The following is a 26,629-nucleotide window of genomic DNA, read 5'->3' on the forward strand; positions in this document are numbered from 1 at the left end:
TGTGCTTCTACTGCGCTCAGGCCGAACGGGGGGTGGGTGGTGATGCTGTTGCCGCTCCTCGCCGCCTGTCAGGAGCGCACCACCGACACCAAGGTGCTGGCCAGGGTCGAGGCCGCGCAGAACGACGCCGCCGCGGAGGATGGCCGCATCAAGTGCGCGCTCGCCGGATCGGACGCGTTCCAGCGCATCTGCATGGTCGACCGCGAGACGAGCGAGCGCGGGCTGGTGCTGACCGTCCATCACCCCGACGGCGGCTTCCGCCGGCTGCTGGTGACGAAGGACGGCCGCGGCGTGACCGCGGCGGACGGCGCGGAGCCGGCCAGCGTGGCGATCGTCGATCCGCATGAAATCGAGGTGGCGTTGGGCAATGACACCTATCGCCTGCCCGCAACGGTGAAACAGTGACCCCGATCGATCGCGCGCCCATCCTGACCGCGGCGGAAATGCGCGCCGCGGAGGCCGCCGGCGGGGAGGGTGCGGAGGCGCTGATGGCGCGCGCCGGCGTCGCGGTGGCGCATGCGGTCGACCGGCTGGCGGCGAACCATGCGGTGCTGATCCTGTGCGGTCCGGGCAACAACGGCGGCGACGGCTATGTCGCCGCCGCACGGCTGGCGGCGATGGGGCGGCAGGTGCGCGTCGCCGCGACCGGCGAACCGCGCTCCCCCGCGGCGATCGCCGCCCGCGCGCGCTGGTCCGGCGCGGTCGAACCGCTGGCGGGCGCGGTGCCCGCGCCGGTGGTAGTCGACGCACTCTACGGCACCGGGCTGTCGCGCCCGCTCGCGGATGCCGAGGCGGCGGCGCTCGCGCGGCTGACGCAGGCGGCGACGCTGTCGATCGCGGTCGACGTGCCCAGCGGCGTGGCGAGCGACGACGGGCGTCTGCTCGGCCAGGTTCCGTCGATCGACGTGACGCTGGCGCTGGGCGCGGTGAAGCCGGCGCATCTGCTGCAACCCGCCGCGGCGGCATGCGGCGCGGTGCGGCTGCTGGATATCGGCGTCGCGACGGCGTCGCAGGCGAGCGTCAACGGACCGATGCGCCTGGCCCCGCCGGGCCCCGACGATCACAAGTTCACGCGCGGGATGGTATCGGTCGTGAAGGGGCGCATGGCCGGCGCGTCGCACCTCGCCGCGATCGCGGCGATGCACGGCGGTGCGGGATATGTCGCGCTGCTCGGCGCCACCATGCCCGGCGCGCCGCATGCGCTGGTGCGCCGCCCGCTCGACGATGCGGCGTTGGGCGACACCCGCATCGGCGCGCTGGTGATCGGACCCGGGCTGGGGCGCGACGACGACATGCGCGCGCTGGTTGAGCGCGTGCTCGCGACCGATCGCGCGCTGGTGATCGACGGCGATGCGCTGCATCTGGTCACGCCAGATCGGCTGAGGCGGCGTGGCGGCACGATGATCCTGACCCCGCACGCGGGCGAGTTCGCCGCGCTGTTCGGCACGCCGGAGGGGCCGAAGATCGAGGCGGCGCGCGCCGCCGCCGCACGCAGCGGCGCGACCATCGTCTTCAAGGGCGCGGACACCGTGATCGCCGCGCCCGATGGCCGTGTCGTCGTCTCGGGCGAGGCGAGCGGATGGCTGTCGACTGCGGGCAGCGGCGACGTGCTCGCGGGCGCGATCGGCGCGATGCTGGCGCGCGGCCTATCGCCGATCGACGCCGCGGCGATGGGTGTGTGGATGCACGGCGAGGCGGCGCGCCGCCTCGGCGCCGCCTTCGTCGCCGACGACCTCGCACGCGCGCTGTCGGATGCGAGGGCAGGGCGATGAGCACGATCGTACGGATCGCCGGACGCGGCGACGGCGTGACCCGGGACGGCCGCCACGTCGCGCTCGCCGCGCCCGGCGACACCATCGCCGACGACGGAAGCGTGGTGCCCGGCCCGCATCATGCCACCCCGCCGTGCCGCCACTTTCCGGCGTGCGGCGGGTGCCAGCTGCAGCATCTCGACGACGACAGCTGGTCCGCCTTCATCACCGACCGCATCGCCTCCGCGCTGGCGGCGCAGGGCGTGACCGCGCCGATCCGCGCGCCGTCGCTGTCGCCGCCGCGTACGCGGCGTCGCGCGACGCTGCACTTCGACCCTGCCGGCAAGCTGGGCTTCGCGGCGGAGAAGAGCCACCAGCTGATCGACCTGCAGGAATGTCACGTGCTCGCGCCCGAGCTGTTCGCGCTGGTCCGGCCGCTCAAGCGGCTGCTGACCGGGTTCAGGGCGCGGCGGCGGCTCGACGTGCATCTCGCGCTCGCGGATCAGGGCGCGGACGTGCTCATCATCGGCATCGCGCCCGATGGCCTCGCCGCGCACGAGGCGATCACCGCCTTCGCGCAAGAGCATCGGGTCGCGCGCATCGCCTTCGACGACGGTGCCTCGCCGGAGACGCGGTGGGAGCCCGATGCCGCGACCATCACGCTCGGCGGCGTGCCGGTGCCCTTGCCGCACGGCGCCTTCCTGCAAGCCACGCGCGAGGGGGAGGCGGCGCTGGTCGCGGCGGTGCGCGAGGCGGTCGCCGGCGCGGGCGTCGTCGCCGATCTGTTCGCGGGGCTCGGCACCTTCGCGCTCGCGCTTCCCGGCCGCGTCTATGCCGCGGAGGGCGCGCGCGACGCGATCATGGCGCTGAAGGCCGCCGCGGCGCGCGCGCAGCGCCCCGTCTTCACCGAGCATCGCGACCTGTTCCGCCGTCCGCTCACCACCGCCGAGCTCGACCGCTTCGGCGCGATCGTCCTCGATCCGCCCCGCGCGGGTGCGCGCGAGCAGGCGGTGCAGCTGGCCGCGTCGACGTCGCCGGTGATCGCCTATGTCTCGTGCAATCCCAGCAGCTTCGCGCGCGATGCGAAGATGCTGGTGGAGGGCGGCTACCGCCTCGACTGGATCCAGCCGGTCGGCCAGTTCCGCTGGTCGACGCATGTCGAGCTGGCGTCGCGCTTCAGTAGGTAGCGCCGACGAAGAACAGCCCGTCGGGCGGCGCGTTGAGCCCCAGCCGCGCGCGATCGGCGGCGGCCAGCGCGTCGCCCAGATCGTCCGCCGACCAGCGCCCCATGCCGACCAGCGCGAGGCACCCGACCATCGAGCGCACCTGATGATGCAGGAACGAGCGCGCCGCGACGCGCACCGTGACGCGGTCGCCCTCGCGCGTGACCGCCATGCGGTCGATCGATTTCAACGGGCTGGCGGACTGGCAATGCGCCGAGCGGAAGGTGGTGAAATCGTGCCGCCCGACCAGCCGCTGCGCCGCCGCGTGCATCGCCGCCGCATCGAGCGGCTGCGGCACCTGCCACGCCAGCCCCTTCTCGAACGTCAGCGGCGCGCGGCGGTTGGCGATACGATATTCGTAGGCGCGCGCCAGACAGCTGAACCGCGCGTGCCAGTCGTCGGGCACCTCCTCGCACGCCAGCACGGCGACCGGGGCCGGACGCAATCGTGCATTGAGCGCCTCCATCAGTCGGAAGGCGTCGATCGGCTTGGCGATCTCGACATGCGCGCGCATCCCCAGCGCATGGACCCCCGCATCGGTGCGTCCCGCGGCGTGGCAGACGACCGCCTCGCCGGTGATCGTCGCCACCGCTTCCTCGATCGCCTGCTGGACGCTGGGGCCGTGCGCCTGCCGCTGCCAGCCCATGAACGGGCGGCCGTCATATTCCACCGTCAGCGCGAACCGCGTCACAGGATCGTGCCGGGCGCGACCGGAAAGCCGCGCAGCAGCTCGGCGGCGGTCATCACGCCGCGCCCGGCACGCTGGATCGACGTCGGGCGCAGCGCGCCGCCCCCCGCGCACGCGATCGTCAGCCGGTCGTCCAGCACCTCGCCCGCCGAACCGCTGCCCGCCACGACCTCCGCGGCATGGATGCGGAAGCGCTCGCCCGCGATCTCGACATGGGCGCCGGGTGCGGGGTTGAACGCGCGCACCGCGCGCTCCGCCTCGTCGGCCGTGCCGTCGAAGCGCAGCCGCGCCTCGGCCTTGTCGATCTTGGCGGCATAGGTGACGCCTTCGTCGGGCTGCGCTTGCGGTGGGTAACGATCCACATCGGTGAGCACTTCCGCCAACAACCGTGCCCCCATATCGGCGAGTTCCACGGTCAGCTCGCCCGCGGTCTTGCGCCCGATCGGGGTGCGGTCTTCCAGCCTTACCGGCCCCGTATCCAGCCCGCGCTCCATCTGCATGATGCCGACGCCCGTCTCCGCGTCCCCCGCCAGGATCGCGCGCTGGATCGGCGCCGCGCCCCGCCACCGCGGCAGCAGCGAGCCATGGACGTTGATGCATCCCAGCCGCGGCGCCTCCAGCACCGGCTGCGGCAGGATCAGGCCATAGGCGGCAACAATGGCAACATCCGCGTCCAGCGCGGCGAACGCCTCCATCGCGCCGTCCTCGCGGAACGACACCGGCGATCGCACGGGAATCCCGTGGCTTTCCGCGCGCCGTTGCACCGGCGAGGCTACCGGCTCGCGCCCGCGTCGCCCGCCGGGGCGTGGTGGCTGGGTATAGGCCGCGACGACCTCGTGCCCCGCCGCCACCAGCGCCTCCAGCGTCGGCACCGCGAACTCGGGCGTTCCCATGAAGATGATCCGCATCGCGTCCGCTTCGACGCTGGCGGGGCGCGGCGCAACCCCCTATCTGTTCTGCCATGGCTTCCCCCGAGATCGAGGCGCTGACCAGCGCGCTGGCGCGGCTTCCCGGCTTCGGCCCGCGGTCGGCCCGGCGCGCGGTGCTGCATCTGGTCAAGAAGCGCGAGGCGGCGCTGGCCCCCTTGCGCGCCGCGCTGACCGCGGTGGAGGAGCGGCTCTCCACCTGTTCGACCTGCGGAAACGTCGATACCACCGATCCTTGCGCGATCTGTGCCGACCCGCGCCGCGACCCGCGCAGCCTGTGCGTGGTGGAGGATGTCAGCGACCTGTGGGCGCTGGAGCGCGGGCGGCTGTTTCCGGGGCGGTTCCACGTGCTGGGCGGGCGGCTGTCCGCGCTGGAGGGCGTGCGCCCGGAGGATCTGGCGATCGACTCGCTGCTGACGCGCGTCGCGGACGGTGCGGTGGACGAGGTGGTGCTGGCGATGAACGCCACGCTGGAGGGGCAGACCACCGCCCATTATCTCGCCGAGCGGCTGGAGAAGCATCCGGTGCGCCTCACCCAGCTGGCGCACGGCCTGCCGGTGGGGGGCGAGCTCGACTATCTGGACGAGGGGACGCTGGCGCAGGCCTTGCGGGCGCGGCGTCCGGTCGTTTAGGGGCGCGGGCATGGCCATCCTCCCGATCGTAGAAGTCCCCGACGCGCGCCTGCGCGAAACCGCCGCCCCGGTCGCGGAGGTGGACGACGAGGTGCGCGGCATCGTCGCCGACATGTTCGACACGATGTACGACGCGCACGGCATCGGCCTCGCCGCGGTGCAGGTGGGGATCATGCGCCGCATCGTCGTCATCGACCTGCAGGACCGCGAGGTCGAGGAGGGTGCCCCCAGGGAAGCCGCGCGCGATCCGCGCTCGTACATCAACCCCGAGATCGTGTCGGTTAGCGACGAGCTGTCGACCTATAACGAGGGCTGCCTGTCGATCCCCGAGCAATATGCCGAGGTGACGCGCCCGGCGCGGTGCCGCGTGACGTGGCTGGACACGCAGGGGCAGCGGCACGAGGAGGAGTTCGACGGGCTGCTGTCGACCTGCATGCAGCATGAGATCGACCATCTGAACGGCGTGCTGTTCATCGACCACATCTCGCGGTTGAAGCGCGGCATGTTGATGAAGAAGCTGGACAAGTTGCGCAAGCTGGGGTGACGCGACGTCGGGGTTGCGCGGCGATCCGCGTTCGTTGTATGTTCCGGGAATGATCGACTATCTCCTCGTCGCCCTGGTCGCGGTGGCGCTCGGCGCGTTGCTGGGCTGGCTGGCCGGGCGGCGCGAGGCGCAGGCGCTGCGCGGCGAGCGCGATGCGCAGGCCGAGCATTTCAAGCGCGCGATCGTCGACCTGGCGGGCGCGGAGGAGCGCGCGCGGGCGACGGAGGCGCTGCGGACCGAGCTGGGGCAGGTGCGCGACGAGCGCGAGGCGGCGCGGCTGGAGGTGTCGCGGCTGACCGCCGAGGGGCGCGCGGCGGAGCAGCGCATCGCCGACCTGAAGGTCGCGGCCGACGATATGACGCTGCGCTTCCGCGAGGTGGCGCAGACCGCGCTGACCGACGCGCAGAAGACGTTCCTGGAGCGCGCGGAGGCGCGGCTGAAACAGTCCGAGGAGCAGGCGGGGCAGGGGATCCGCGCGCTGTTGCAGCCGGTGAACGACCGACTGACGCGCTATGAGGAGGGTGTGGCGAAGATCGAGGCGGAGCGGCGCGACGCCTTCGGGCAGCTCCACGGCCAGATCGCGGCGATGCGCGAGGGGCAGGAGCGCGTCTCGGGCGAGGCGGCGAAGCTGGTCAACGCGCTCCGCAACGCGCCCAAGGCGCGGGGACGCTGGGGCGAGCAGCAGTTGCGCAACGTGCTGGAGGCGTGCGGGCTTGCCGAACACACCGATTTCGCGATGGAGGTGTCGGTCGCGGGCGATGACGGCGGGCGTCTCCGCCCCGACGCAATCGTGCGCGTGCCGGGCGGCAAGTCGCTCATCATCGATGCGAAGGTGTCGCTCAACGCCTATCAGGATGCGTTCGGCGCGGTGGACGATGCCGAGCGCCGGATCGGGCTGGCGGCGCATGCGCAATCGATGCGGACCCACGTCAACGCGCTGGGGGCCAAGGCCTATTGGACGCAGTTCGACGATGCGCCGGAATATGTCGTGATGTTCGTGCCGGGCGAGCATTTCCTGTCCGCCGCGCTGGAGCATGACGCGACCCTGTGGGACTTCGCGTTCGAGCGCCGCGTGTTGCTGGCGACGCCGACGAACCTGATCGCGATCGCACGGACGGTGGCGGCGGTATGGCGGCAGGAGAAGCTCGCGTTGCAGGCGCAGGAGATCGGCGCGCTGGGCAAGGAATTGTACGCGCGGCTCGCGGTGATGGGCGGGCATGTCGCGAAACTGGGCAAGAACCTGGACACCGCGATGGGCGCGTACAACGCCTTCGTCGGCAGCCTGGAGAGCCAGGTACTGACCAGCGCGCGCCGGTTCGAGGCGCTGAACGTCGATACCGGCACGAAGTCGATCGAGGCGCTGCCGGTGGGCGAGCAGGCGGCGCGTCCGCTGACCAAGCTGACGGTCGTGGAGGATGCAGCGGAATAAGGGCGGGCGCCCCGGTAAGGCGGTGCCGCACCTTGGGGGCGGTGCTCCCCGGCGCAGGCGCGGGATCGGACGCGAGGCGCGCTGCCCTTCCACGAAACCCGACCGGGCTCCGGCCTGCGCGAGATTTTGACGAAAGCTACACCGTGCTCCCGCGCAGGCAGGAGCCCAGGGTTGCGGGTCCCATAAGGCGTTGATCTGCTCGGCCCTGGGCTCCGGCCTGCGCAGGAGCACGGCATGGGCTGGATGCTGTTGACCCGTTTTGCAAAGGTCCCGCCTTGGCCAGACGTATGCAAAACGTCATGTCGGCGAGCGGGTATGGCGAGGGATGCGGTTCTGCCTGCCCCCGGCACCATGATCGGGATGCCCCTCTTTTCAACCCGTCAGCATCGCAAGATAGTCCGCGGTCAACGCCCGCGCCTCGGCCTCGTCGAAGGTGCCGGACGACAGGCATAGCTCCAGCCACAGGCCGTCGACCAGCGCGGCGACGCCCACCGCGGCTAGGCGGCGGCGCGGTTCGGCGACGCCGCACGCCGCCAGCAGCGCCTCCAGCGTCGCACGGTAGCCCGCATAGTGGCGCGCATGGCTCGCCGCCATCGCCGGATCGGCACGCGCCATGCTCCAGAAGGCGATCCACGTCGCCAGCAGGGCGGGGTCCGCGATCGGCGGCGCGAAGCTGGCCTCGACATACGCCGTCAGGCGCGCATGGGGCGCGTCGCCGGCGCGGGCCATCGCCTCGTCCAGCGCCCGTTCGACCTGCCCCGCGACATGGTCGTAGGTCGCCTCCACCAGACGCGCGACGCCGCCGAAATGATGGGTGACGAGGCCCGGCGACACGCCGGCCTCCGCGGCGATCGTGCGCACCGACGCGCCCGCGGCACCCTGCGCGGCAAGGACCCGCGCGGTCGCCGCGATCAGGTCGAGGCGGCGGACCTCCGGCGTGGCACGCGACGGCTTGCTCATGTGCGAACCTTATTATACGATCGTGCAACACGCAATCGGAGCCCGTGATGGCGCATCGACATGACGATCTGGCCGGGCACGACCCGGACGCCGACTGGAGCCTGCCGGGGTGGCTCTACACCGACCCGGAATTCTTCGAGGTCGAATGCGCGCGGATCATCCGTCCGTCATGGCAGATCGTGTGTCACGAGAGCGACGTCGCCGCGTCCGGCGCGTGGCGGACGCTCGCGTATCTGGGCGAGAATATCGTCGTCCTGCGCGGCGAGGACGGGGTCGTCCGCGCGTTCCACAACGTGTGTCGTCACCGCGCGATGCGGCTGGTCGATGGCGACAGCGGGTGCGCGAGGAAGCTGGTCTGCCCTTACCACGCCTGGGCGTACGAGCTCGACGGGCGGCTGACGGGCGTGCCGATGCGGCGCGACTATCCCGCGCTGGCACTGGAGGACAACGGGCTGGTCCCGGTCGAGGTGGAGATCTGGCGCGGGTTCGTCTTCGTCCGGCTGGAGGACGACGGCGGCCCGTCGGTGGCGCGGATGATGGCGCCCTACGATCACGAGATCGCGCCCTACCGATTCGAGGACATGCGGCGGCTAAGCGACGTGAGATGTCGCGAGCGGCAGGTGAACTGGAAGAACGTCGGCGACAATTATTCCGACAATCTCCACATCCCCGTCGCGCACGACGGGCTGACGCGGCTGTTCGGCAAGAGCTACGCGATCGAGGCGGCGGGCTGGGTCGACAGGATGTCGGGACAGCTGGTCGACCGCGCGTCGGACGACCCGTGGGAGCGCTTCTATCAGAGGCACCTGCCGCATGTTCCGCACCTGCCGGCAGAAAGCCAGCGGCTGTGGCTGTATTACAAGCTGTGGCCGAACATGGCGTTCGACATCTACGCCGATCAGATCGACTTCATGCAATGGCTGCCGCTGTCGCCGACGACGTGCCTGCTGCGCGAGATGACCTTCGCGCTGCCGGACGAGCGCCGCGAGATGAAGCTGGTGCGCTACGCCAACTGGCGGATCAACCGCACGGTCAATGCGGAAGATACGTGGCTGATCGAGCGGGTGCAGCAGGGGATGGCCTCGTCGAGCTATACCCCCGGTCCGATCGGGCGGAGCGAGGTATGCCTGCGCAGCTTCGCGGCCAAGGTGCGCGACCGTATCCCCGAGGCACGGCTGCACCGCGCGCCGCCGCCCGGCTGGTCGCGGCGGGTGCGGGCGATCTGACGAACAAAGGGGGGCAGGAATGACCAAGCGATACGACGCCATCATCATCGGCGGCGGGCACAACGGGCTCGTCTGCGCCTTCTATCTCGCGCGCGCCGGGCTGAAGGTCCGCGTGCTGGAGCGGCGCCACGTCGTCGGCGGCGCGGCGGTGACGGAGGAATTCCACCCCGGATTCCGCAACTCCACCGCCAGCTACACGGTCAGCCTGCTGCGCCCCAAGGTGATCGCGGACATGAAGCTGCACGATCGCGGCTATCGCATCATCGAGCGGACGATCAGCAACTTCTTCCCGTTCGAGGACACCTATCTGACGCTGGGCGGCGGCACGCAGCGCACGCAGGAGCAGTTCGCGCGGTTCAGCCGCCACGATGCGGAGGCCTATCCGCGCTACGATGCCGCGCTGGAGAAGGTGGCGCAGGTGCTGCGCGACCTGGCGTTGCAGATACCGCCCAACGCCGGGGGCGGGCTCATGGAGCTGGTCGCGGCGGCGCGGCAGGGCTGGCCGCTGGCCAAGCTGGACATCGCGGCGCAGCGCGACCTGCTGGACGTGTTCACGAAGTCGGCACGCGATTTCCTGGACGGCTGGTTCGAGGACGATCACGTCAAGACCGCGTTCGGCTTCGACGCGGTGGTGGGCAATTTCGCGGGCGTGTCGACGCCGGGGTCGGCCTATGTCCTGCTGCATCACGTCTTCGGCGAGGTGAACGGGAAGTTCGGTGCGTGGGGCCATTCGGTCGGCGGGATGGGCGCGATCACGCAGGCGATGGCGGCGGCGTGCGTCGACGCGGGCGTCGAGATTTCGCTGGAGGCGCCGGTCGCGAAGGTGCTGGTCGAAGGCGGGCGCGCCGCGGGTGTCCGGCTGGACAGCGGGGAGGAGATCGCCGCCGGGATCGTCGCGGCGAACGTCGGGCCGGCGATGCTCTATCGCGGCATGGTCGACGGGCACGAACTGCCCGAGGATTTCCGGCGCCGGATGAAGGGATTCAAGACCGGATCGGGCACGTTCCGCATGAACGTGGCGCTGAGCGAACTGCCCGACTTCACCGTCCTGCCCGGGCGCGAGAAGGCGGAGCATCACACGGCGGGCATCATCATCGCGCCCGGCATGGACTATATGGACCGCGCGTTCGACGATGCGAAGGTGCATGGCTGGTCGAAGAAGCCGATCATCGAGATGAAGCTGCCGACGACGGTGGACGATTCGCTGGCACCCCCGGGGATGCACATCGCCAGCCTGTTCTGTCAGCAATTCTCGCCCGAGTTGCCGGATGGCCGGAGCTGGGACGAGGTGCGCGACGACGTGGCGGATCACATCATCGATACGGTCGACCGGCATGCGCCCAATTTCAAGGCGAGCGTGATCGCGCGGCAGGTCCACTCGCCGCTGGATCTGGAGCGCAAGTTCGGGCTGATCGGCGGCGACATCTTCCACGGCCAGATGGGGCTGGACCAATTGTGGGCGGCGCGCCCGGTGCTGGGGCATGGCGATTACCGCGCGCCGGTGCCGGGGCTCTACATGTGCGGGTCGGGAACGCATCCCGGCGGCGGGGTGACCGGCGCGCCGGGGCACAATGCCGCGCACGCGATCCTGGCGGACCGCAGCCTCATCGGGCGGCTGCGGCGCCGCGCCTGACCGCGAGATAGACGGGAACGCCGGCGGCGAGGAGGACGATCGCCCACAGGTTCGCCTCCGCGCCCAGGCCCCAGCCGAGCCATGCGACGAAGAGCGCGCAGGCGACGCCCGCCGCCTGCGCCACGCGGTCGCCGCGCAGGAGGCGCACCGCGGCGAGCGCGCTGGCGCCATAGGCGTACATCCCCGCCGCCAGCGACACCGCGGCCACGAAGGCGAACAGGTCGCCCATGCCGCGGGTGTAGTTGGCGAGCGTGACGGCGGTGACCATCACGCCGGAGACGAGGTGCGCGCGCGCCGGGGTGCCGGCGGCGGTTTCCCTGGCGAACCAGCGCGGGAAGACGCCGCCGCGCGCCATCGCCCGCGGCATCTCTCCCTGTAGCAGGACGAAGCCGTTGAGCGTGCCGAGCGCGCTGACCGCGGCGAACAGCGCGACGATGCGCGCGACGCCGCCGCCGAACGCCAGACCCAGCGCATCCGCGATCGGCGCGGGCGAGGCGGCGGTGGCGCCGCGCGGCAGCAGCCAGGCGACCGCGCCCGACACCGCGAGATAGATCGCGCCCGTCGCCGCGGTGCCGATCATCGTGACGCGCGGCACGGTGCGGCGCGCGTCCGCCACGCGCTCGGCGGGGACGGTGGCGGACTCGACGCCCAGGAAGCCCCAGAAGGTGAGTGCGGCCGCACCCGCGACCGCGCTGGCGGTGACCGGCACCGGCGGGGCGGCGTCGGGGGCGGGGCTGCCGTGCGACAGCCACCACCACACGGCGAGCAACACGACCGCGGCGAGCGGGACCAGCTTCACCACCATCGTCACCATCTGCACCCGCGCCGCGACGCCGACGCCGCGGATGTTGACGAACACCGCGAGCCAGACCAGCGCCACCGCGGCGATGGCGGCATGGGGTGCCAGCGCGGGGATGGCGAGGCTGAGCGCGCTGACCACCGCCACCGCGACCGCGCCGTTCCCGGCCCAGACCAGCGTCCAGTAGCTCCATGCGGTGGCGAACCCGATCGCGGGGCCGAACGCGGCATCGGCATAGGCATAGGGCCCGCCCCCTGCGGGCACCGCCGCGGCGAGGCGCGCGAAGACGAACGACAGCGTCATCGCGCCGACGATCGTCACCACCCAGCCCCAGGCCGCGTTCGCCCCCAGCGGCGCGAGCGTCGCGGGGAGCAAATAGATGCCCGATCCGATCAGATTGCCCATGACCAGCGCCAGCGCCGCCCAGAAGCCGATCGCCCGCGTGGCCGACGCGCCGCTTGATCCCGACCGCGTGGCGTGGTCTTCGCTGTCGTCCATGATGTCCCCTGATCCCGCCCGCTTTCCGCCGATGCTAGTCGAGGCCGCGCTGGCGCTCCACGACAATCGGCTCGACGTGGCCGAACCGTTGCTGCGCGGGTATCTGAAGCGCGATCCGTTCGATGCACGCGCGATCCGGATGCTGGCGGAGCTGGCGGGGCGGATCGGGCGCAACCGCGATGCCGAGACGCTGCTGCGCCGCGCGCTGGAGCTGGCGCCCGCCTTCACCGCGGCGCGCGCCAATCTGGCGCTGGTACTCTATCGCCAGAACCGCTCGACCGAGGCGCTGGCGGAACTGGACGCGCTTCAGCGGGAGGAGCCCGACAATCTGGGCCATGCCAATCTGAAGGCGGCGGCGCTGGGGCGGCTGGGCGGGTTCGAGGAAGCGATCGCGCTTTACGAGCACGTCCTCGCCGCCGCGCCCGCGCAGCCCAGGGTGTGGATGAGCCTGGGGCATATGCTGAAGACGGTCGGGCGACAGGCGGACGGCGTCGCCGCCTATCGCCGCGCGATCGCGCTGAAGCCCGGACTGGGCGAGGCGTGGTGGAGTCTCGCCAATCTGAAGACGGTTACTTTCGACGACGCGGATCTGGACGCGATGGCGCGGGAGCGTGCGCGCGACGACCTGTCGGAGGAGGACCGGCTGCACCTCGACTTCGCGCTGGGCAAGGGGTGGGAGGATCGCGGGCAGGCGGAGCAGGCCTTCGCGCATTACGCCGCGGGCAATGCGCTACGCCGCGCGCAGATGGGGTATGAGGCGGACGAGACCGAACGCTTCGTCGACCGCCTGATCGCGCTGGCGACGCCCGCGTTCTTCGCCGAGCGGGCAGGCTGGGGCGATCCGTCGCCCGACCCGGTGTTCGTGCTGGGGATGCCGCGCGCGGGCTCGACGCTGATCGAGCAGATCCTGGCCAGTCACAGCCGGGTCGAGGGGACGACCGAGCTGCCCGATATGCCCGCGATGGCGCGCCGCGTGACCGATTATCCCGAGGGGCTGGCGACGCTGACCGCGGAGCAGGCGCGCGCGCTGGGGGCGGAATATCTGCGCCGCGCCAGCGTGCAGCGGCGCACCGACCGGCCGTTCTTCATCGACAAGCTGCCCAACAACTGGGCGCATGTCGTGCTGATCCGGCTGATCCTGCCCAACGCCACGATCATCGACGCGCGGCGCGATCCGCTGGCGTGCTGCTTCTCCAACTTCAAGCAGCATTTCGCGCGCGGGCAGGGGTTCAGCTACGGACTGGAGGACATGGGGCGCTACTATCGCGACTACGTCCGGCTGATGGCGCATCTGGATGCGGTGCAGCCGGGCCGCGTCGTGCGGGTGATCCACGAGGCATTGGTGGATGCGCCCGAGGCGGGGATCCGCGACCTGCTGGCGCGTGTCGGGCTGCCGTTCGAGGACGCCTGCCTGTCGTTCCACCGGACCGAGCGCGCGGTGCGCACCGCCAGTTCCGAGCAGGTGCGCCAGCCGATCTTTCGCGGCGGCGACCGTGCGTGGCGGCCCTTCGCCGCGCATCTGGCGCCGCTTCGCGCAGCGTTGGGGGCCGTGGCGGACGCCTATCCCGACGTGCCCGATTTTCAGGCGCGCTGACGCCGTTGCCTGCGCCGTGGGCAGGCGGTCGTGACATATCCGCAACGGTAGCAACTGTTTCCCGACGTTTCCCGTCGCGGCCGATTGACGCGCCGCGCCGGTGGGAACAGCATTCGTCGCAACAGGGGTACGGCAGCGGGGGATAATGTCGTGACGGGTTTTGCGCGTGGGGTACTCGTGTCGCTGCTGGCGACCGCGGCGATGCCGGCATATGCGCAGGAGGCGCCGGGCACCGGCTCCGGGCAGACCACCGCGGCGGAGACGCCGAGCGCGACCCAGGGCGACGACATCATCGTCACCGCGCAGAAGCGCGACGAGAATATCCAGAACGTGCCGATCAGCATCCAGGCGATCGGGACGCGGCGGCTGGACCAGCTGAACATCTCCAATTTCAACCAATATACCCAGCTGCTGCCCTCGGTCGCGTTCCAGTCGACGCAGCCGGGCGTCACCACCGTCTATATGCGCGGCGTCGCGAGCGGCGGCGACGGCAACCATTCCGGCTCGCTGCCCTCGGTCGGCACGTATCTCGACGAGCAGCCGGTGACGACGATCGGCGGTACGCTCGACGTCCACATCTACGACATCGCGCGGATCGAGAGCCTCGCGGGGCCGCAGGGAACGCTGTACGGCGCATCGAGCCAGGCGGGCACGATCCGCATCATCACCAACAAGCCCGACCTATCGGGCTTCTACGGCCGCGTCGACGGCGAGGTGAACACGGTCAAGAGCGGCGGAATCGGCTATACCACGGAGGGGATGCTCAACATCCCGCTGGCCTCGACGATGGCGCTGCGCGTCGTCGGCTTCTATCAGAAGGACGCCGGCTTCATCGACAACGTGCCGGGTTCGCGGACGTTCATCGGCGGGCGAACCGTCAACAACGCGGCGTTCGTCAAGAACGACTATAACGATACCGAGACCTATGGCGGGCGCGCGGCGCTGAAGATCGACCTGGACGACAGCTGGACGGTCACGCCGACCGTCCTCTATCAGGAGCAGCGCAGCCACGGCAGCTATGCCTTCGACGCGCGCGTCGGCGACCTGAAGGTCCAGCGTTTCTACCCCGAGTTCCGCCGCGACCGTTTCGTCCAGGCCGCGCTGACGATCGAGGGGCAGGTCGGCAATTGGGACGTGACCTATTCGGGCGCGTATCTCGACCGCAAGGCGCTCCAGTCCAGCGATTATACCGATTACGCCGAGGCGTACGACAATCTGTATTCGTCGGTCGGCGGGCTGGCGGGCTATTTCTATTTCCAGGACAATGCCGGCAACACGATCGATCCGCGCCAGCGCATCGTCGGCACCGATCACTTCAAGAAGACGAGTCAGGAATTGCGTGTCGCGTCCCCGGCGGACGAGCCGTTCCGGCTGGTGGCGGGCGCCTTCTACCAGCGGCAGAGCAACTTCATCTTTCAGGATTATCAGGTCCCGGGGCTGGCGAACGACCTGTCGGTCAACGGCTATCCCGGCACGCTGTGGCTGACGCGCCAGCACCGGGTCGACAAGGATTACGCGGTGTTCGGCGAGGCCAGCTTCGACCTGACGCCGACGCTGACGCTGACGGCGGGCGGGCGCGCGTTCATCTACGACAATTCGCTGGTCGGATTCTTCGGCTTCGGGCGCAATCCCGGCGTCGATCCGGCACGCGGCACGGCTTTCAGCGCTCAGCCGTTCAACGCGGCGGGCAGCAGCCGGACCGGCGTGGCGGGCTGCTATCTGGCGGGCGGGGGTACGCTGCGCGACGCGTATCAGGCACGGCGGGCGCCGGGGGCGTTCCTGTTCACCCCCGATGTCGGCAACATCCCGTGCACCAACCTGGGCGTGCCCGACAATGCCGGCGGTATCGTGCCGAAGGAAGCGGAGGGGCAGGGCGTCACCTACCGTTTCAACGCGACGTGGAAGCCGGCCGAGGGGCTGCTGTTCTACGGCACCGTCTCCAAGGGCTTCCGCCCGGGCGGGATCAACCGGCGCGGCGACGTGGCGGATTATGCCGCCGACTTCCTGACCAATTACGAACTGGGGTGGAAGACGACGCTGCTGGGCGGGCAGCTGCGGCTGAACGGTGCGATCTATCAGCAGGATTGGGACAAGTTCCAGTTTTCGTTCCTGGGCGAGAACAGTTTCACGGTCATCCAGAACGGCCCCGATGCGCGCATCCGCGGTATCGAGATGGACGCCAACCTGTCCGCCGGCGGGCTGACGCTGGGGGCGAGCGGATCCTATACCGACGCGGTGACCCGGACCAACCTGTGCACCACCGCGGTGTGCAGCGGCGATCCGGCCGACATCGTCTCGCCGACCGGCACGCGCCTGCCGATCACGCCGCGGTTCAAGATCAGCGGGACGGCGCGCTACACCGTCCCGATCGGTGCGGCGAACGCCTATGTCCAGGCGCTGGTCGCGCATCAGAGCTCGGCCGCGTCCGACATCCGGCTGCGCGCGGTCGAGGCCGGGACCGGGCGCATCGCCAATCCGGCGGCCGAGATCGGGCGCCTGCCCGCCTATACCACCGGCAATCTGGCGGTGGGTGCGGAGTGGGGCAATTACACGTTCGAGGTGTTCGCGCGGAACATCTGGGACGAGCGGGGCCAGATCTCGCGCTTCATCCAGTGCGGGTCGTGCTACCAGCGGCCCTATGCGGTGCCGATCACGCCGCGCACGCTCGGGCTGCGGCTGGGGGCGAAGTTCTGATCGCGGGCGGCGGCGACCTCACATCGCCGCCATCCGGGCCGCCATCCATACGGCCATCGCGACCATCATGACGTTCTCGGTCAGCGAGACGAAGCCGAGCGGCACCTTGCTGCTGCCGCCGACGCAGGCGCATTTCAGCTCGCGGCGGTCGACATAGACCGCCTTGAACACGGACACCGCGCCGACGCCGCCGATGACGAGCGCGATGGGCACCGACAGCCAGCGCAAAGTTCCCGCGACCATCAGCACCCCCGCGATCCCCTCCGCGAAGGGATAGACATAGCCGTAGCGCGGCCAGCGGCGCGCCAGCAGATCGTAGTTGAGGAACATCGTGGAGAAGGTCTCCACGTCCTGCAGCTTCAGCAGCGCGAGCACGCACATGCTGAACGCGACGAACCACTCGCCCGCGCGCAGCGTGAAGGGCGTGCCGAACGCGGCGGTGCTGGCGGCGAGCGCCATCAGCGCGGTCATCGCGAAGACCGCGATGACGGGGCGGTAGCTGGTCGCGCCGGGCTGGGCCACGCGCAGTCCCAGGAAGCGGCGCGTGTCGTCGTATCCGCCGATGCGGGCACCGTCGACGAAGACCTGCGGCGTCGTCGTCACGTCGTGCGCCGCCTTGAACGCGTCCGTTTCCGCGCGGGTGGTCAGGTGGTGATCCTCGACCCGGTAGCCGTGGCGGCGCAGCAGATCCCTGGCCTTGATACCGAAGGGGCAGACATGGCCGGGCATGACCATGCGATAGAGCGTGGCGGTCTTCATGCCCGCGATATAGGCGGTCAGGCGCGTTCGTTCATCAGCAGAACCTCGGTCGCGCGCTTGCGCCGCAGCGCGACGATCAGGACGCCGCCGAGCGCCAGCGCGGCGCCGGCGATCATCCGCGCGTCGAGATGGTCGCCGGTGATGGCGACGCCCAGTGCCATGGTGAAGAGCGGCGTCATGAGCGTCAGCGGGGCGAGCAGGTTCGCCTCGTACCGGCCGATCAGCCCGTAATAAGCGGTGTGCGCGAACAGCGAGACGAACAGCGCCGCGAACAGCAAGGCGGCCAGGAACGGCCAGCCCGCGGCGATCGCGATCGTCCACTGCGCCTGCTCGATGAGCGCGGTGGCGACCGCGAGCGGCACGAAAGAGACGAGGCCGACCCACGCCTGGAAGCGCAGCGGCGGCACCGATTCCATCTGCTTCATCAGGATCGCGCCGAGCGATCCGGCGAAGGCGCAGGCGATGATGTAGAGCAGCCCGCCCGACAGCGCGATGCCGCCGGGTCGCCACACCACCAGCACGACGCCCGCGAGCGTCAGCGCGATCCCCAGGGCGCGGCGGCGATGGATGCTTTCCTTGAGAATGACGACGGAGAGCAACGTGGTGAAGGGTACGCCGATCTGGATCACCACCGCCGCGGCGGACGGCGAGGCGGTCTGAAGCCCCAGGAACAGCAACGCGAAATTGCCCCCGCCCATCAGCAGCCCGATGGCGATGATCCGCCACGCCGGGCGCGGCATCGGCAGGAGCCAGGGCAATGTCGCCACGGCGACGATCGCGAAGCGTACCGCAGCGAAGAACAGCGGCGGCACGTGCCAGTCGCTCACCACTACCTTGCTGACGACGTTGCTGAATCCCCAGATCAGGCAGACGGCGACGAGCAGGAGGAAATCGCGCAGGCGCATGGCGGTGCTCTGCGCGGTAGGGGCCTGGATGGCAAGGCTGGACGTAAGTCCGCCCCGCACGATCCGTCGACCGGGACGCGGGTGGCGCTACGACCCCAATATACGGCGATAGAGTGCGATATACTCGTCCGCCATCCGTTCGACGCTGAACCGTTCCGCCACCGCGCGGCGGCAGGCGGCGCGGTCGATGTCGCCGGCGCGTTCGATCGCGGCCGTCGCCTGGGCGGGGGTATCGACCAGGAAGCCGGTCACCCCGTCCTCGATCAGTTCGGGCATCGACCCGCGGCGCGTCGCGATCACGGGGGTGCCGCACGCCATCGCCTCCACCACCGACAGGCCGAACGGCTCGTCGAAGTTGATGAGGTGGAGGAGCGCCCGCGCGCCGCCCAGCGCCCGGATACGCGCCTCGCCCCCCACGGCGCCGTGGTAGCGGATCGTGGTGCCGTCGAGCGCAGGCGCCACCTCGCGGTCGTGATAGCCCTGATCCTGGACGATGCCGTACAGGTCGAGCGCGCGGCCGGCGGTGCGGGCCGCCGCGATCGCCTCCGCCGCGCCCTTGTCGGGATGGAGGCGGCCGAAGAACAGCAGATCGTCGCTGCCCGTCGCGTCGAAGGCGAAGTCGTCCAGCGGGATGCCGTGATGGATCGTCGCGGCATAGCGCAGCGCGGGATGCCGGTCGGCGTCGCTGATCGCGACATAATGCACGCGGTCCTGGAACGGCGCATACATCGGCAGGATGCGGTCGGAGGAGAAGCCGTGGATCGTCGTCACCATCGGGGTGTCGATCAGCGGCGCGAAGGCGTGCGCGGGGAAGTCGGCCTGATTGTGGATCAGGTCGAAGCGGTGGCGTTGCGCGAACAGGTGCGACAGGTGGCGATATTCCCACACCTTCGCATCGATCGCGGGATCCTCCGAATAGGGCGCGGGAACGACGCCGTCGAGCGTGGCGGCGGTGACGCTGTCCAGCGTCGCGAACAGCGTGACGTCGACGCCGCGCGCGACCAGCGCCTCGGTCAGCAGGCTGGTGACGAGCTCCCACGGGCCGTAATGGCGCGGCGGGGTGCGCCACGCGATCGGCGCGAGCATCGCGATCTTCATGAGATTTTCCTGCTTCGGTCCGGCGTTGTCACGGGCGTTGGAGGGGAAGCGGGACCCCGGGTCAAGGCCGGGGTGACGGTGACAGAACGACGCCCTCGTTCGGGCGCAGGCCGTCGTCGCGACCGGCCAGCGTCGAGAGCAGCACCTCGCCCGCGAACGGCATCGCGCGCGGCTCGTCCGACAGGTTGAGCGCCACCAGCAGCCGTTCGCCACCATAGCGGCGTTCGTAGGCGAGCACGTCGCGGTCTGCCTCCACCAGCGCGATGTCGCCCAGCCCCAGCGCAGGCCGTGCCCGGCGCAGCGCCAGCAGGCGGCGATACAGCGTCAGCATCGATGACGGATCGCCGTCCTGCGCGGCGACGTTGCGGGTGCGCCAATCGGCGTTGAGCGGCAGCCACGGCTCGACCGTGCTGAACCCGGCGAAGGCGCTGTCGTCCCACGGCATCGGCGTGCGCGAGCGGTCGCGGCCGATGCCGATGCCGGGCTGGCGCAGTTCCTGCGGGTCGCGCACGCGCTCGGGCGGGATGTCGACCTGGCCGATGCCGAGCTCGTCCCCCTGATACAGCGTCGGCGTACCGCGCAGCGTCAGCAGCAGCATGGCCGCGACGCGCGCCTGCGCCTCGCCGATGCGGGCGGCGATGCGCGGGGCGTCGTGGCTGCCGATCACCCAATTGGGCCAGCCGTGTGGGGGCAGGGACGCTTCGTAGGCGGCGATCGTCGCGCGCAGCGTGGCGGCGTCCCAGGCGTTTTCGATCAGCTGGAAATTGAACGGCAGATGGACCTGCGCTCGCTCGGGCGTGCCATACCAGCGCGCGTGGCGATCGTTGGGCAGGAAGATCTCGCCGATCAGCAAGCGGCCACCGTATTCATCCGCCAGCGCGCGCATCTCGGCGGCGATCGCATGCGCCTCGGGCTGGTCGGTCGAATGCTGCTGGATCAGCCGGTCGCGCTCGGTGATGCCGGGGTGCCAGGCGGGATTGACCGGATTGTCGGGGAAACCGTCGGCCTTCACGATGTGCCACAATACGTCGATGCGGAAGCCGTCGACCCCGCGATCGAACCAGAAGCGCATGGCGTCGAACATCGCGCGCTTCAGATCGGGGTTGCGCCAGTTGAGGTCGGGTTGGGATTTCAGGAAGGCGTGCAGGTAATATTGGCCGGTGGCCGCGTCCCATTCCCAGGCCGAGCCGCCGAAGTCGCTGATCCAGTTGTTGGGCGGGCCGCCACCGGCGGCGGCATCGCGCCAGATGTACCAGTCGCGCTTCGGGTTCGTGCGGCTCGCGCGGCTCGCCACGAACCAGGGATGTCGGTCGGAGCTGTGGTTGGGCACGAAATCGAGCAGCAGCTTGAGCCCGCGGGCATGCGCCGCGGCGAGCAATCGGTCGAACGCGGCCAGATCGCCGAACATCGGCTCCACCCCGCAATAGTCCGCCACGTCATAACCGAAGTCGGCCATCGGCGAGGGAAAGATCGGCGACAGCCAGATCGCGTCCACGCCGAGCGCGACGATATGGTCGAGGCGTCGTTCGATACCCGCAAGATCGCCGACGCCGTCGCCGTCGCTGTCCTGAAACGAGCGCGGATATACCTGGTACACGGTGCCGGATCGCCACCACGGGATGTCGGGAGAGGGAAGCGCCATGCGCCGTCCTACCCCGCGGGTGCAGGATGAGGCCAGACAGCAACAAAAGCTTACGCAACTAAAACAGATCAGGACGTTTGTGAAACGATCGGGGGCATTGGGGCGAACAGCATCGTGGAGCCGGGGCGGCAATCGGTCTTTTCGACCTTCGGCACCGAGGCGGCGTCGCTGGCGTCGCTGACGTGGTGGATGGTGGCCGGTGCGGTCGTGATCTTCGTCTGGGTCGCGATGCTGATGGTGCTGGCGATGCGCGCGCGCGAAGGCGCGCTGACGCATGCGCAGGGGATGAAGCTGGTGCTGTGGGCGGGCGGCGTCATCCCGACGATCGTGCTGCTGACGCTGCTGGTCGTCACGCTGCCGCAGATGCGCCCGCTGCGTGCCGGGCCGGCGGACCTGCGCATCGCGGTACAGGGCGAACAATTCTGGTGGCGCGTGCAATATCGGCCGACCGGCGCCGCCGCGGTGGTGGATGCGAATGAGGTCCGCGTGCCGGTCGGCCGCCGCGTGGTGTTCCAGCTGACCGCCGGCGACGTGCTCCACAGTTTCTGGGTACCCGGCCTCGCGGGAAAGATGGACATGGTGCCGGGACGCACGAACACGCTGGTGGTGGAGGCGACCAGGGCGGGGCGATTCCGCGGGCAGTGCGCCGAGTTCTGCGGATTGAGCCACGCGCTGATGGCGTTCGACGTGATCGCGATGGAGCCCGCCGCGTTCGATCGCTGGCTGGCCACGCGTGAAGGCGCCGCCCCGCCCGGCGGCGGGCGCGGGGCGCAGGCGTTCGCCCGTTACGGCTGCACCGCCTGCCATGCGATCGGCGGCGGCGGCGACGCCGCGGCGCGGTGGAGCGCGATCGGCCCCGACCTGCGGCATATCGGCGCGCGCACGACGCTGGGCGCGGGCGTCATGCCGATGACCCGCGCGAACCTGGTCCGGTTCATCCGCGAGGCACCCGGCGTGAAGCCGGGCGCGCGCATGCCCGCCTATCCCCACATGTCCGTCGCCGATGCCGGCGCGATCGCCGCCTATCTGGAGACGTTGAAGTGAGCCTCCACGCGCAGGACGACATCGAACTGCGGCGTGCGCAGGAGGATCGGCTTCGCGCCGTCTGGGCACCGCCGACGGGGTGGTTCGGGCGCTGGACCGACGTCAACAACAACGTCGTCGGGGTATGGTACACGCTGACCGCGTTCACCTTCATGCTGTTCGCGGGCGTGCTGGCGCTCATCATGCGCGCGCAGCTCTCCGCGCCCGGCAACGACCTGGTCACGCCATCGACCTTCAACCAGCTGTTCACGCTGCACGGGTCGATGATGATGTTCCTGTTCGCGGTGCCGATGTTCGAGGCGGTGGCCGTGATCCTGCTGCCGCAGCTGCTGGGCGCGCGCGACCTGCCGTTCCCGCGGCTGTCGGCGTTCGGTTACTGGAGCTTCCTGATCGGCGGCGTCTTCGTCGCCGGCTCGATCTTCTTCGACGTGGCGCCGGATGGCGGGTGGTTCATGTACCCGCCGTTCACGACGCGCACCGACCTGTCCGGGCTGGGCGCGGACATCTGGATGCTGGGCCTGAGCTTCATCGAAGTGTCGTCGGTCGCCGCCGCGGTGGAGCTGATCGTCGGCGTGCTGAAGACGCGTCCGCCGGGGATGCGCCTGAACCTGATGCCGCTCTATGCCTGGTACATCCTGGTCGTGGCGGTGATGATCCTGTTCGCCTTTCCGCCGCTGATCGCGGGCGACATCCTGTTCGAGCTGGAACGGCTGATGGGCTGGCCGTTCTTCGACGCGGCCAGGGGCGGCGACGCGATCCTGTGGCAGCACCTGTTCTGGATCTTCGGCCACCCGGAGGTCTATATCGTCTTCCTGCCGTCGATCGCGCTGTTCGCGATGATCGTGCCGACCTTCGCGCGCCGCCCGCTGCTGGGCTATCCCTGGATCGTGCTGGCGGCGGTGGGTACCGCGTTCCTCAGCTTCGGGCTGTGGGTCCACCACATGTTCACCACCGGGCTGCCGAAGATCAGCCTGGCGTTCTTCTCCGCCGCGTCCGAAGCGGTGGCGATCCCCACGGGGATCCAGATCTTCGCCTTCATCGCGACCTTGTGGGCGGGGCGCGTCGTCTGGTCGACGCCGATGCTCTATGCGACGGGATCGATCGCCATCTTCGTGATCGGCGGGCTGACCGGCGTGATGGTGGCGGTGGCGCCGTTCGACTGGCAGGCGCACGACACCTATTTCATCGTCGCGCATCTGCACTACGTGCTGATCGGCGGCACGCTGATCCCGTTGTTCGGCGGGCTCTATTACTACTGGCCGCTCATCACGGGCAAGAAGCTGTCCGATCGCATCGGGCGCACCGCCTTCTGGTTCCTGTTCGCAGGCGCCAACATCACCTTCTTCCCGATGCATTTCAGCGGGCTGATGGGGATGCCGCGGCGCGTGTTCACCTATCCGGCCGAACTCGGGATCGGCGGGCTGAACATGGTCTCGACGATCGGGTCGTTCATCTTCGCCTTCGGCGTGCTGCTGGTGTGCCTCGACCTGGCGCGCAGCCCGTGGCGGCAGAAGTCGGAGCGCAACCCGTGGCAGGCGGGGACGCTGGAATGGCTGGCGCACCCCGATGACGAGGATTGGGGCATCCGCTCGGTCCCGCTGATCGAGAGCCGCTATCCGATCTGGGACCAGAAGAATTTCGTCAGCAAGGTCGACGAGGGCCGCTACTTCCTGCCCGATGCGGAGGAAGGGCGTCGCGAGACGATCATCACCAGCGTGCTGGACGCGCGCCCGATTCAGGTGATCCGGCTGGGCACCCCCAGCGCGGTGCCGATGGTCACCGCGGGCGTGCTGGGCAGCGTGTTCATCCTGACGACCTATCACCTCTACTGGCTGGCCGCGGCCGGCGTGGCGGGGACGCTGGCGTGCGTGCTGTACTGGCTGTGGACCGGGACGGGTGAGATCCCGGAGAAGGAGCGCAAGGCGATCGGGCACGGCCTGTCGGTGCCGCTCTATTGCTCGGGCGCCTCGTCGAGCGGGTGGTGGGCGATGTTCATCACGATGATGGCGGATGCGACCGCCTTCTCCGGCCTCGTCTTCGGCTATTATTTCTTCTGGACGCGGGCCGACGACTTCCCGCCGTCGGGCGTGGGGATGGAGGGGCCGGGCGCCTTCTGGCCGATGGCGGCGCTGGCGCTGACGCTGGCGTCCTGGGCGATGACGGTCGCGGCGCGCGAGGTGAACGCGCGTGGGGCGGAGGGCGCGGCGCGGGCGCTGCTGGGCGTCGGCGGGCTGGTATCGCTCGCCGCGATCGCGGCGGGCGTGGCGGGGCCGGTCGCGACCGGGCTGCAACCCAGCCTGCATGTCTATCCGGCGATCGTCTACACGCTGGTGATCTGGACCGTGACGCACAATGCGGTGGGCGCGATCATGCAATTCTACACCATGGCGCGCAGCATCGCCGGGCGGATGACGCCGCGGTACGACGCCGATGTCCGCAACATCACCGTCTATCACCATTTCATGGCCGTCACCGCCATCGTCACCTATGCGACGATCGGGCTGTTCCCGGGGGTGTCATGAAGAACGAGACACCGAACGAGGGGCGCGGCGGCCTGCGGCAGCGGGTACGCGGCCTGCGCGTCACGCTGTGGACCTTGATCGTCCCGCCGACGGTCTGGGCGGGGCATTTCCTGTTCTGCTACCTGTGGGTGGCGGTCAGCTGCGCGAAGATGGGGGCGTTCCCGCGTTTCCCCACCGCCTTCGTCATCGGTACCGCGGTGGCGCTCGCGATCATCGTCGCATCGGGCTGGATCGCGTGGATCCAGTCGGGCACGCCCGGCGACCCGCCGCCCCACGACGATGGTACCGACATCGACCGGCTGCGCTTCCTGGCGCATGCCACGGTGCTGCTGGCGGCGCTCAGTTTCGTCGCGGTCGTCTTCACCGCCGCGCCCGCGCTCATGCTGACGGACTGCCGCTGATGGCGGGGCGCGGCATCGCCTGGGCAGTGGCGCTGTTCGCGACCCTGCTCGCCTTCGCCGGGCTGGGGATGAGCGGGCATATGGCGGCGCATATGGGGGCGGTGGCTGTCGCCGCGCCGATGATCGCGGCGACCATGCCGCGTCCCGGGCGCGTCGCGGCGGGGGCGCCGCTCGGCTGGGCGATGGCGGAGTTCGTCGTGGTGTGGGGCTGGCACGCGCCGGCCCTTCGCATGGTGGCCGACATGCAGGTCGCGGTGGCGCTGCTGGAGCAGGCGATGTTCCTGGCGCTGGGCGTCGCTTTGTGGCGATCGGCGCTGGCGCGACCCGCGGCGGGCGCGGCGGCGCTGCTGCTGACGTCGATGCACATGACGCTGCTGGGCGCGCTGATCGGGCTGGCGGACCGGCCGCTGTACGCGATGATGGCGATGCACCCCGCGCCGGGGCTGGACGCGCTGACCGACCAGCAACTGGGCGGGGTGGTCATGCTGCTGATCGGGGGGGCCAGTTACTGCCTGGGCGGATTGTGGCTGCTGGGCATGATCCTGAGACATCCCGAAACCGGCATGAAGGTGGCCGCATGACGATCCGTGTCACGTGGAAGCGCGTCGTGCTGACGCTGGTCGGGCTCGGCGTCGCCGGGTTGCTGTTCGCCTGGTCGGGGGTGTTCAATATATCCGCCTCGTCGGGGCATTGGGCGATCAGCAACTGGTTCCTGCACTGGACGATGCGCAATTCGGTGCGCACCCACACCCTGCTGGAGTCGCCCGAGCGTCCGATCGCGACCGATGGCCAGCTGGTGAGCGCGGCGGGGCATTTCGCCGCCGCCTGCGCGACCTGTCACGGCGCGCCCGGCCAGCGGCCGTCGCCGGTGATGCAGCGTGCGACGCCGCACGCGCCCGACCTGACGACCGGCGAGACGAAGGAGAAATGGACCGACGCCGAGCTGTTCTACATCCTGAAGCACGGGGTGAAGTTCACCGGCATGCCCGCCTGGGCCGCGGAGGGGCGCGACGACGAAGTGCGGCGGATGGTCGCCTTCGTCCGCCGCCTGCCGGGGATGACGCCGGCGCAATATCGCCAGCTGAGCGGCGAGGCGACGGGGGCGGGGACGACCGACGTACGCGCATTGGGTGGCGCGACGCTGGCGGGATGCGTCGCTTGCCATGGCAGCGACGGTCGCGGGCGGGGTCAGTCCGACATCCCGATCCTGGGCGGCCAGAATCCGCGATATCTGGAGGTGGCGCTCGCCGCCTATGCCGATGGCCGGCGGCACGGCGCGGTGATGGCGAATGCCGCCGAGACGCTGACCGCGCAGGAGCGCCGCGCGCTGGCAGTGCATTTCGCCGCGCTGCCGGGGCTGGGCGCGGCACCTGCGACCGGCGGTTCGGCGGCGGTGCGCCAGATCGTCGAGCGCGGGCTTCCCGCGCGCCAGCTGCCCGCGTGCGCCAGCTGTCACGCGCCGGGCAGGGCGCAGCCGGTGCTCGCCGGGCAACGCGCCGGCTATCTGGCGCAACGATTGCGCAACTGGCGTGCGGAGGAGGGCGAGGTCGACGCGCGGCTGCCGCAGGATGCGATGGCGGTGATTGCGCGGCGCGTCCCGGAGGAGATGATCGACCCGCTCGCGCGCTATCTCGCGGGGGATGTACGCGAGCGCTGAACGG

23 protein-coding genes are annotated in these 26,629 nt (G+C 70.3%); 15 read left to right on the forward strand and 8 right to left on the reverse strand.

Annotated elements, in window-relative coordinates:
• The first annotated feature begins 42 nt into the window (after positions 1 to 42).
• Genes PGN23_RS07580 through PGN23_RS07590 form a run of 3 tightly spaced genes read left to right on the forward strand, consistent with a single transcriptional unit; the run spans position 43 to position 2,938 of the window.
• Positions 43 to 405 (forward strand): hypothetical protein, encoded by a 363-nt coding sequence (locus PGN23_RS07580; RefSeq protein WP_335304545.1) that lies wholly within the window; start codon positions 43 to 45, stop codon positions 403 to 405.
• Positions 402 to 1,772, forward strand: a complete 1,371-nt coding sequence (locus tag PGN23_RS07585) for an NAD(P)H-hydrate dehydratase (RefSeq protein WP_335302290.1) — start codon at positions 402 to 404, stop codon at positions 1,770 to 1,772. Before PGN23_RS07580 ends, PGN23_RS07585 begins: the two co-directional genes overlap by 4 nt.
• A complete protein-coding gene (locus PGN23_RS07590) occupies positions 1,769 to 2,938 on the forward strand; it encodes a class I SAM-dependent RNA methyltransferase (protein WP_335302291.1) in 1,170 nt (389 codons plus the stop codon). Before PGN23_RS07585 ends, PGN23_RS07590 begins: the two co-directional genes overlap by 4 nt.
• Here the strand turns inward: PGN23_RS07590 and truA are convergent.
• Together truA and fmt are read right to left on the reverse strand one after the other, a co-directional pair.
• Complete coding sequence (gene truA / locus PGN23_RS07595; protein ID WP_335302292.1) at positions 2,928 to 3,665, reverse strand: tRNA pseudouridine(38-40) synthase TruA; 738 nt, start codon at positions 3,663 to 3,665, stop codon at positions 2,928 to 2,930. The genes PGN23_RS07590 and truA overlap by 11 nt on opposite strands.
• Positions 3,662 to 4,570, reverse strand: coding sequence for a methionyl-tRNA formyltransferase (gene fmt / locus PGN23_RS07600; protein WP_335302293.1), 909 nt, complete (start codon positions 4,568 to 4,570; stop codon positions 3,662 to 3,664). Before fmt ends, truA begins: the two co-directional genes overlap by 4 nt.
• 53 nt (positions 4,571 to 4,623) lie before the next feature.
• On the opposite strand from fmt, the gene recR reads away from it, so the two are divergent.
• The 3 genes from recR to rmuC are packed head-to-tail and all read left to right on the forward strand — an operon-like array spanning position 4,624 to position 7,193.
• Positions 4,624 to 5,220, forward strand: coding sequence for a recombination mediator RecR (gene recR, locus PGN23_RS07605; RefSeq protein WP_335302294.1), 597 nt, complete (start codon positions 4,624 to 4,626; stop codon positions 5,218 to 5,220).
• 10 nt (positions 5,221 to 5,230) lie between these two features.
• Positions 5,231 to 5,764, forward strand: a complete 534-nt coding sequence (gene def, locus PGN23_RS07610; RefSeq protein ID WP_335302295.1) for a peptide deformylase — start codon at positions 5,231 to 5,233, stop codon at positions 5,762 to 5,764.
• Positions 5,765 to 5,813: 49 nt separating this feature from the next.
• Positions 5,814 to 7,193, forward strand: a complete 1,380-nt coding sequence (rmuC, locus tag PGN23_RS07615) for a DNA recombination protein RmuC (RefSeq protein WP_335302296.1) — start codon at positions 5,814 to 5,816, stop codon at positions 7,191 to 7,193.
• A 372-nt stretch (positions 7,194 to 7,565) separates the two neighbouring features.
• Here rmuC and betI read toward each other — a convergent pair whose 3' ends face one another.
• A complete protein-coding gene (betI, locus tag PGN23_RS07620) occupies positions 7,566 to 8,153 on the reverse strand; it encodes a transcriptional regulator BetI (RefSeq protein WP_335302297.1) in 588 nt (195 codons plus the stop codon).
• Between the two features lie 47 nt (positions 8,154 to 8,200).
• Between betI and PGN23_RS07625 the strand changes: the two genes are divergently transcribed.
• Positions 8,201 to 9,379 carry an aromatic ring-hydroxylating oxygenase subunit alpha gene (locus PGN23_RS07625; RefSeq protein WP_335302298.1) on the forward strand — a complete coding sequence of 393 codons (1,179 nt, stop codon included), beginning with the start codon at positions 8,201 to 8,203 and terminating at the stop codon, positions 9,377 to 9,379.
• A 19-nt stretch (positions 9,380 to 9,398) separates the two neighbouring features.
• Positions 9,399 to 11,012 (forward strand): phytoene desaturase family protein, encoded by a 1,614-nt coding sequence (locus PGN23_RS07630; RefSeq protein WP_335302299.1) that lies wholly within the window; start codon positions 9,399 to 9,401, stop codon positions 11,010 to 11,012.
• Here the strand turns inward: PGN23_RS07630 and PGN23_RS07635 are convergent.
• The gene (locus PGN23_RS07635) at positions 10,984 to 12,309 is read right to left on the reverse strand and encodes an amino acid permease (RefSeq protein WP_335302300.1); all 1,326 of its coding nucleotides are present in this window, start codon (positions 12,307 to 12,309) and stop codon (positions 10,984 to 10,986) included. The genes PGN23_RS07630 and PGN23_RS07635 overlap by 29 nt on opposite strands.
• Between PGN23_RS07635 and PGN23_RS07640 the strand changes: the two genes are divergently transcribed.
• Both PGN23_RS07640 and PGN23_RS07645 read left to right on the forward strand, forming a co-directional pair.
• Positions 12,308 to 13,903 (forward strand): tetratricopeptide repeat-containing sulfotransferase family protein, encoded by a 1,596-nt coding sequence (locus tag PGN23_RS07640; RefSeq protein WP_335302301.1) that lies wholly within the window; start codon positions 12,308 to 12,310, stop codon positions 13,901 to 13,903. The genes PGN23_RS07635 and PGN23_RS07640 overlap by 2 nt on opposite strands.
• A 150-nt stretch (positions 13,904 to 14,053) precedes the next feature.
• Positions 14,054 to 16,597, forward strand: coding sequence for a TonB-dependent receptor (locus PGN23_RS07645; protein ID WP_335302302.1), 2,544 nt, complete (start codon positions 14,054 to 14,056; stop codon positions 16,595 to 16,597).
• 18 nt (positions 16,598 to 16,615) lie between these two features.
• Here PGN23_RS07645 and PGN23_RS07650 read toward each other — a convergent pair whose 3' ends face one another.
• The 4 genes from PGN23_RS07650 to PGN23_RS07665 form a co-directional block, all read right to left on the reverse strand.
• On the reverse strand, positions 16,616 to 17,356 hold the full coding sequence (locus PGN23_RS07650) for a MauE/DoxX family redox-associated membrane protein (protein WP_335302303.1): 741 nt from the start codon (positions 17,354 to 17,356) through the stop codon (positions 16,616 to 16,618).
• A 17-nt stretch (positions 17,357 to 17,373) separates the two neighbouring features.
• Positions 17,374 to 18,261 carry a DMT family transporter gene (locus tag PGN23_RS07655; protein WP_335302304.1) on the reverse strand — a complete coding sequence of 296 codons (888 nt, stop codon included), beginning with the start codon at positions 18,259 to 18,261 and terminating at the stop codon, positions 17,374 to 17,376.
• A gap of 87 nt (positions 18,262 to 18,348) precedes the next feature.
• Positions 18,349 to 19,359: a glycosyltransferase family 4 protein gene (locus tag PGN23_RS07660; protein ID WP_335302305.1), complete on the reverse strand. Its 1,011-nt coding sequence runs from the start codon at positions 19,357 to 19,359 to the stop codon at positions 18,349 to 18,351.
• Between the two features lie 61 nt (positions 19,360 to 19,420).
• Entirely contained in the window at positions 19,421 to 21,001 is a 1,581-nt protein-coding gene (locus tag PGN23_RS07665; RefSeq protein WP_335302306.1) for an alpha-amylase family glycosyl hydrolase, read from the reverse strand.
• Between the two features lie 114 nt (positions 21,002 to 21,115).
• Here PGN23_RS07665 and coxB point away from each other — a divergent pair, with 114 nt between their 5' ends.
• The 5 genes from coxB to PGN23_RS07690 are packed head-to-tail and all read left to right on the forward strand — an operon-like array spanning position 21,116 to position 26,625.
• Positions 21,116 to 22,045, forward strand: coding sequence for a cytochrome c oxidase subunit II (coxB, locus tag PGN23_RS07670; protein ID WP_335302307.1), 930 nt, complete (start codon positions 21,116 to 21,118; stop codon positions 22,043 to 22,045).
• A complete protein-coding gene (ctaD, locus tag PGN23_RS07675; RefSeq protein ID WP_335302308.1) occupies positions 22,042 to 24,567 on the forward strand; it encodes a cytochrome c oxidase subunit I in 2,526 nt (841 codons plus the stop codon). The genes coxB and ctaD overlap by 4 nt, the downstream gene beginning before the upstream one ends.
• On the forward strand, positions 24,564 to 24,968 hold the full coding sequence (locus PGN23_RS07680) for a hypothetical protein (protein ID WP_335302309.1): 405 nt from the start codon (positions 24,564 to 24,566) through the stop codon (positions 24,966 to 24,968). Before ctaD ends, PGN23_RS07680 begins: the two co-directional genes overlap by 4 nt.
• The gene (locus tag PGN23_RS07685) at positions 24,968 to 25,549 is read left to right on the forward strand and encodes a cytochrome c oxidase assembly protein (RefSeq protein WP_335302310.1); all 582 of its coding nucleotides are present in this window, start codon (positions 24,968 to 24,970) and stop codon (positions 25,547 to 25,549) included. The genes PGN23_RS07680 and PGN23_RS07685 overlap by 1 nt, the downstream gene beginning before the upstream one ends.
• The gene (locus PGN23_RS07690; protein ID WP_335302311.1) at positions 25,546 to 26,625 is read left to right on the forward strand and encodes a c-type cytochrome; all 1,080 of its coding nucleotides are present in this window, start codon (positions 25,546 to 25,548) and stop codon (positions 26,623 to 26,625) included. Before PGN23_RS07685 ends, PGN23_RS07690 begins: the two co-directional genes overlap by 4 nt.
• Positions 26,626 to 26,629: the final 4 nt, after the last annotated feature.

It is taken from the genome of Sphingomonas adhaesiva (genome assembly GCF_036946125.1).
Taxonomy (GTDB): Bacteria; Pseudomonadota; Alphaproteobacteria; order Sphingomonadales; family Sphingomonadaceae; genus Sphingomonas; species Sphingomonas adhaesiva_A.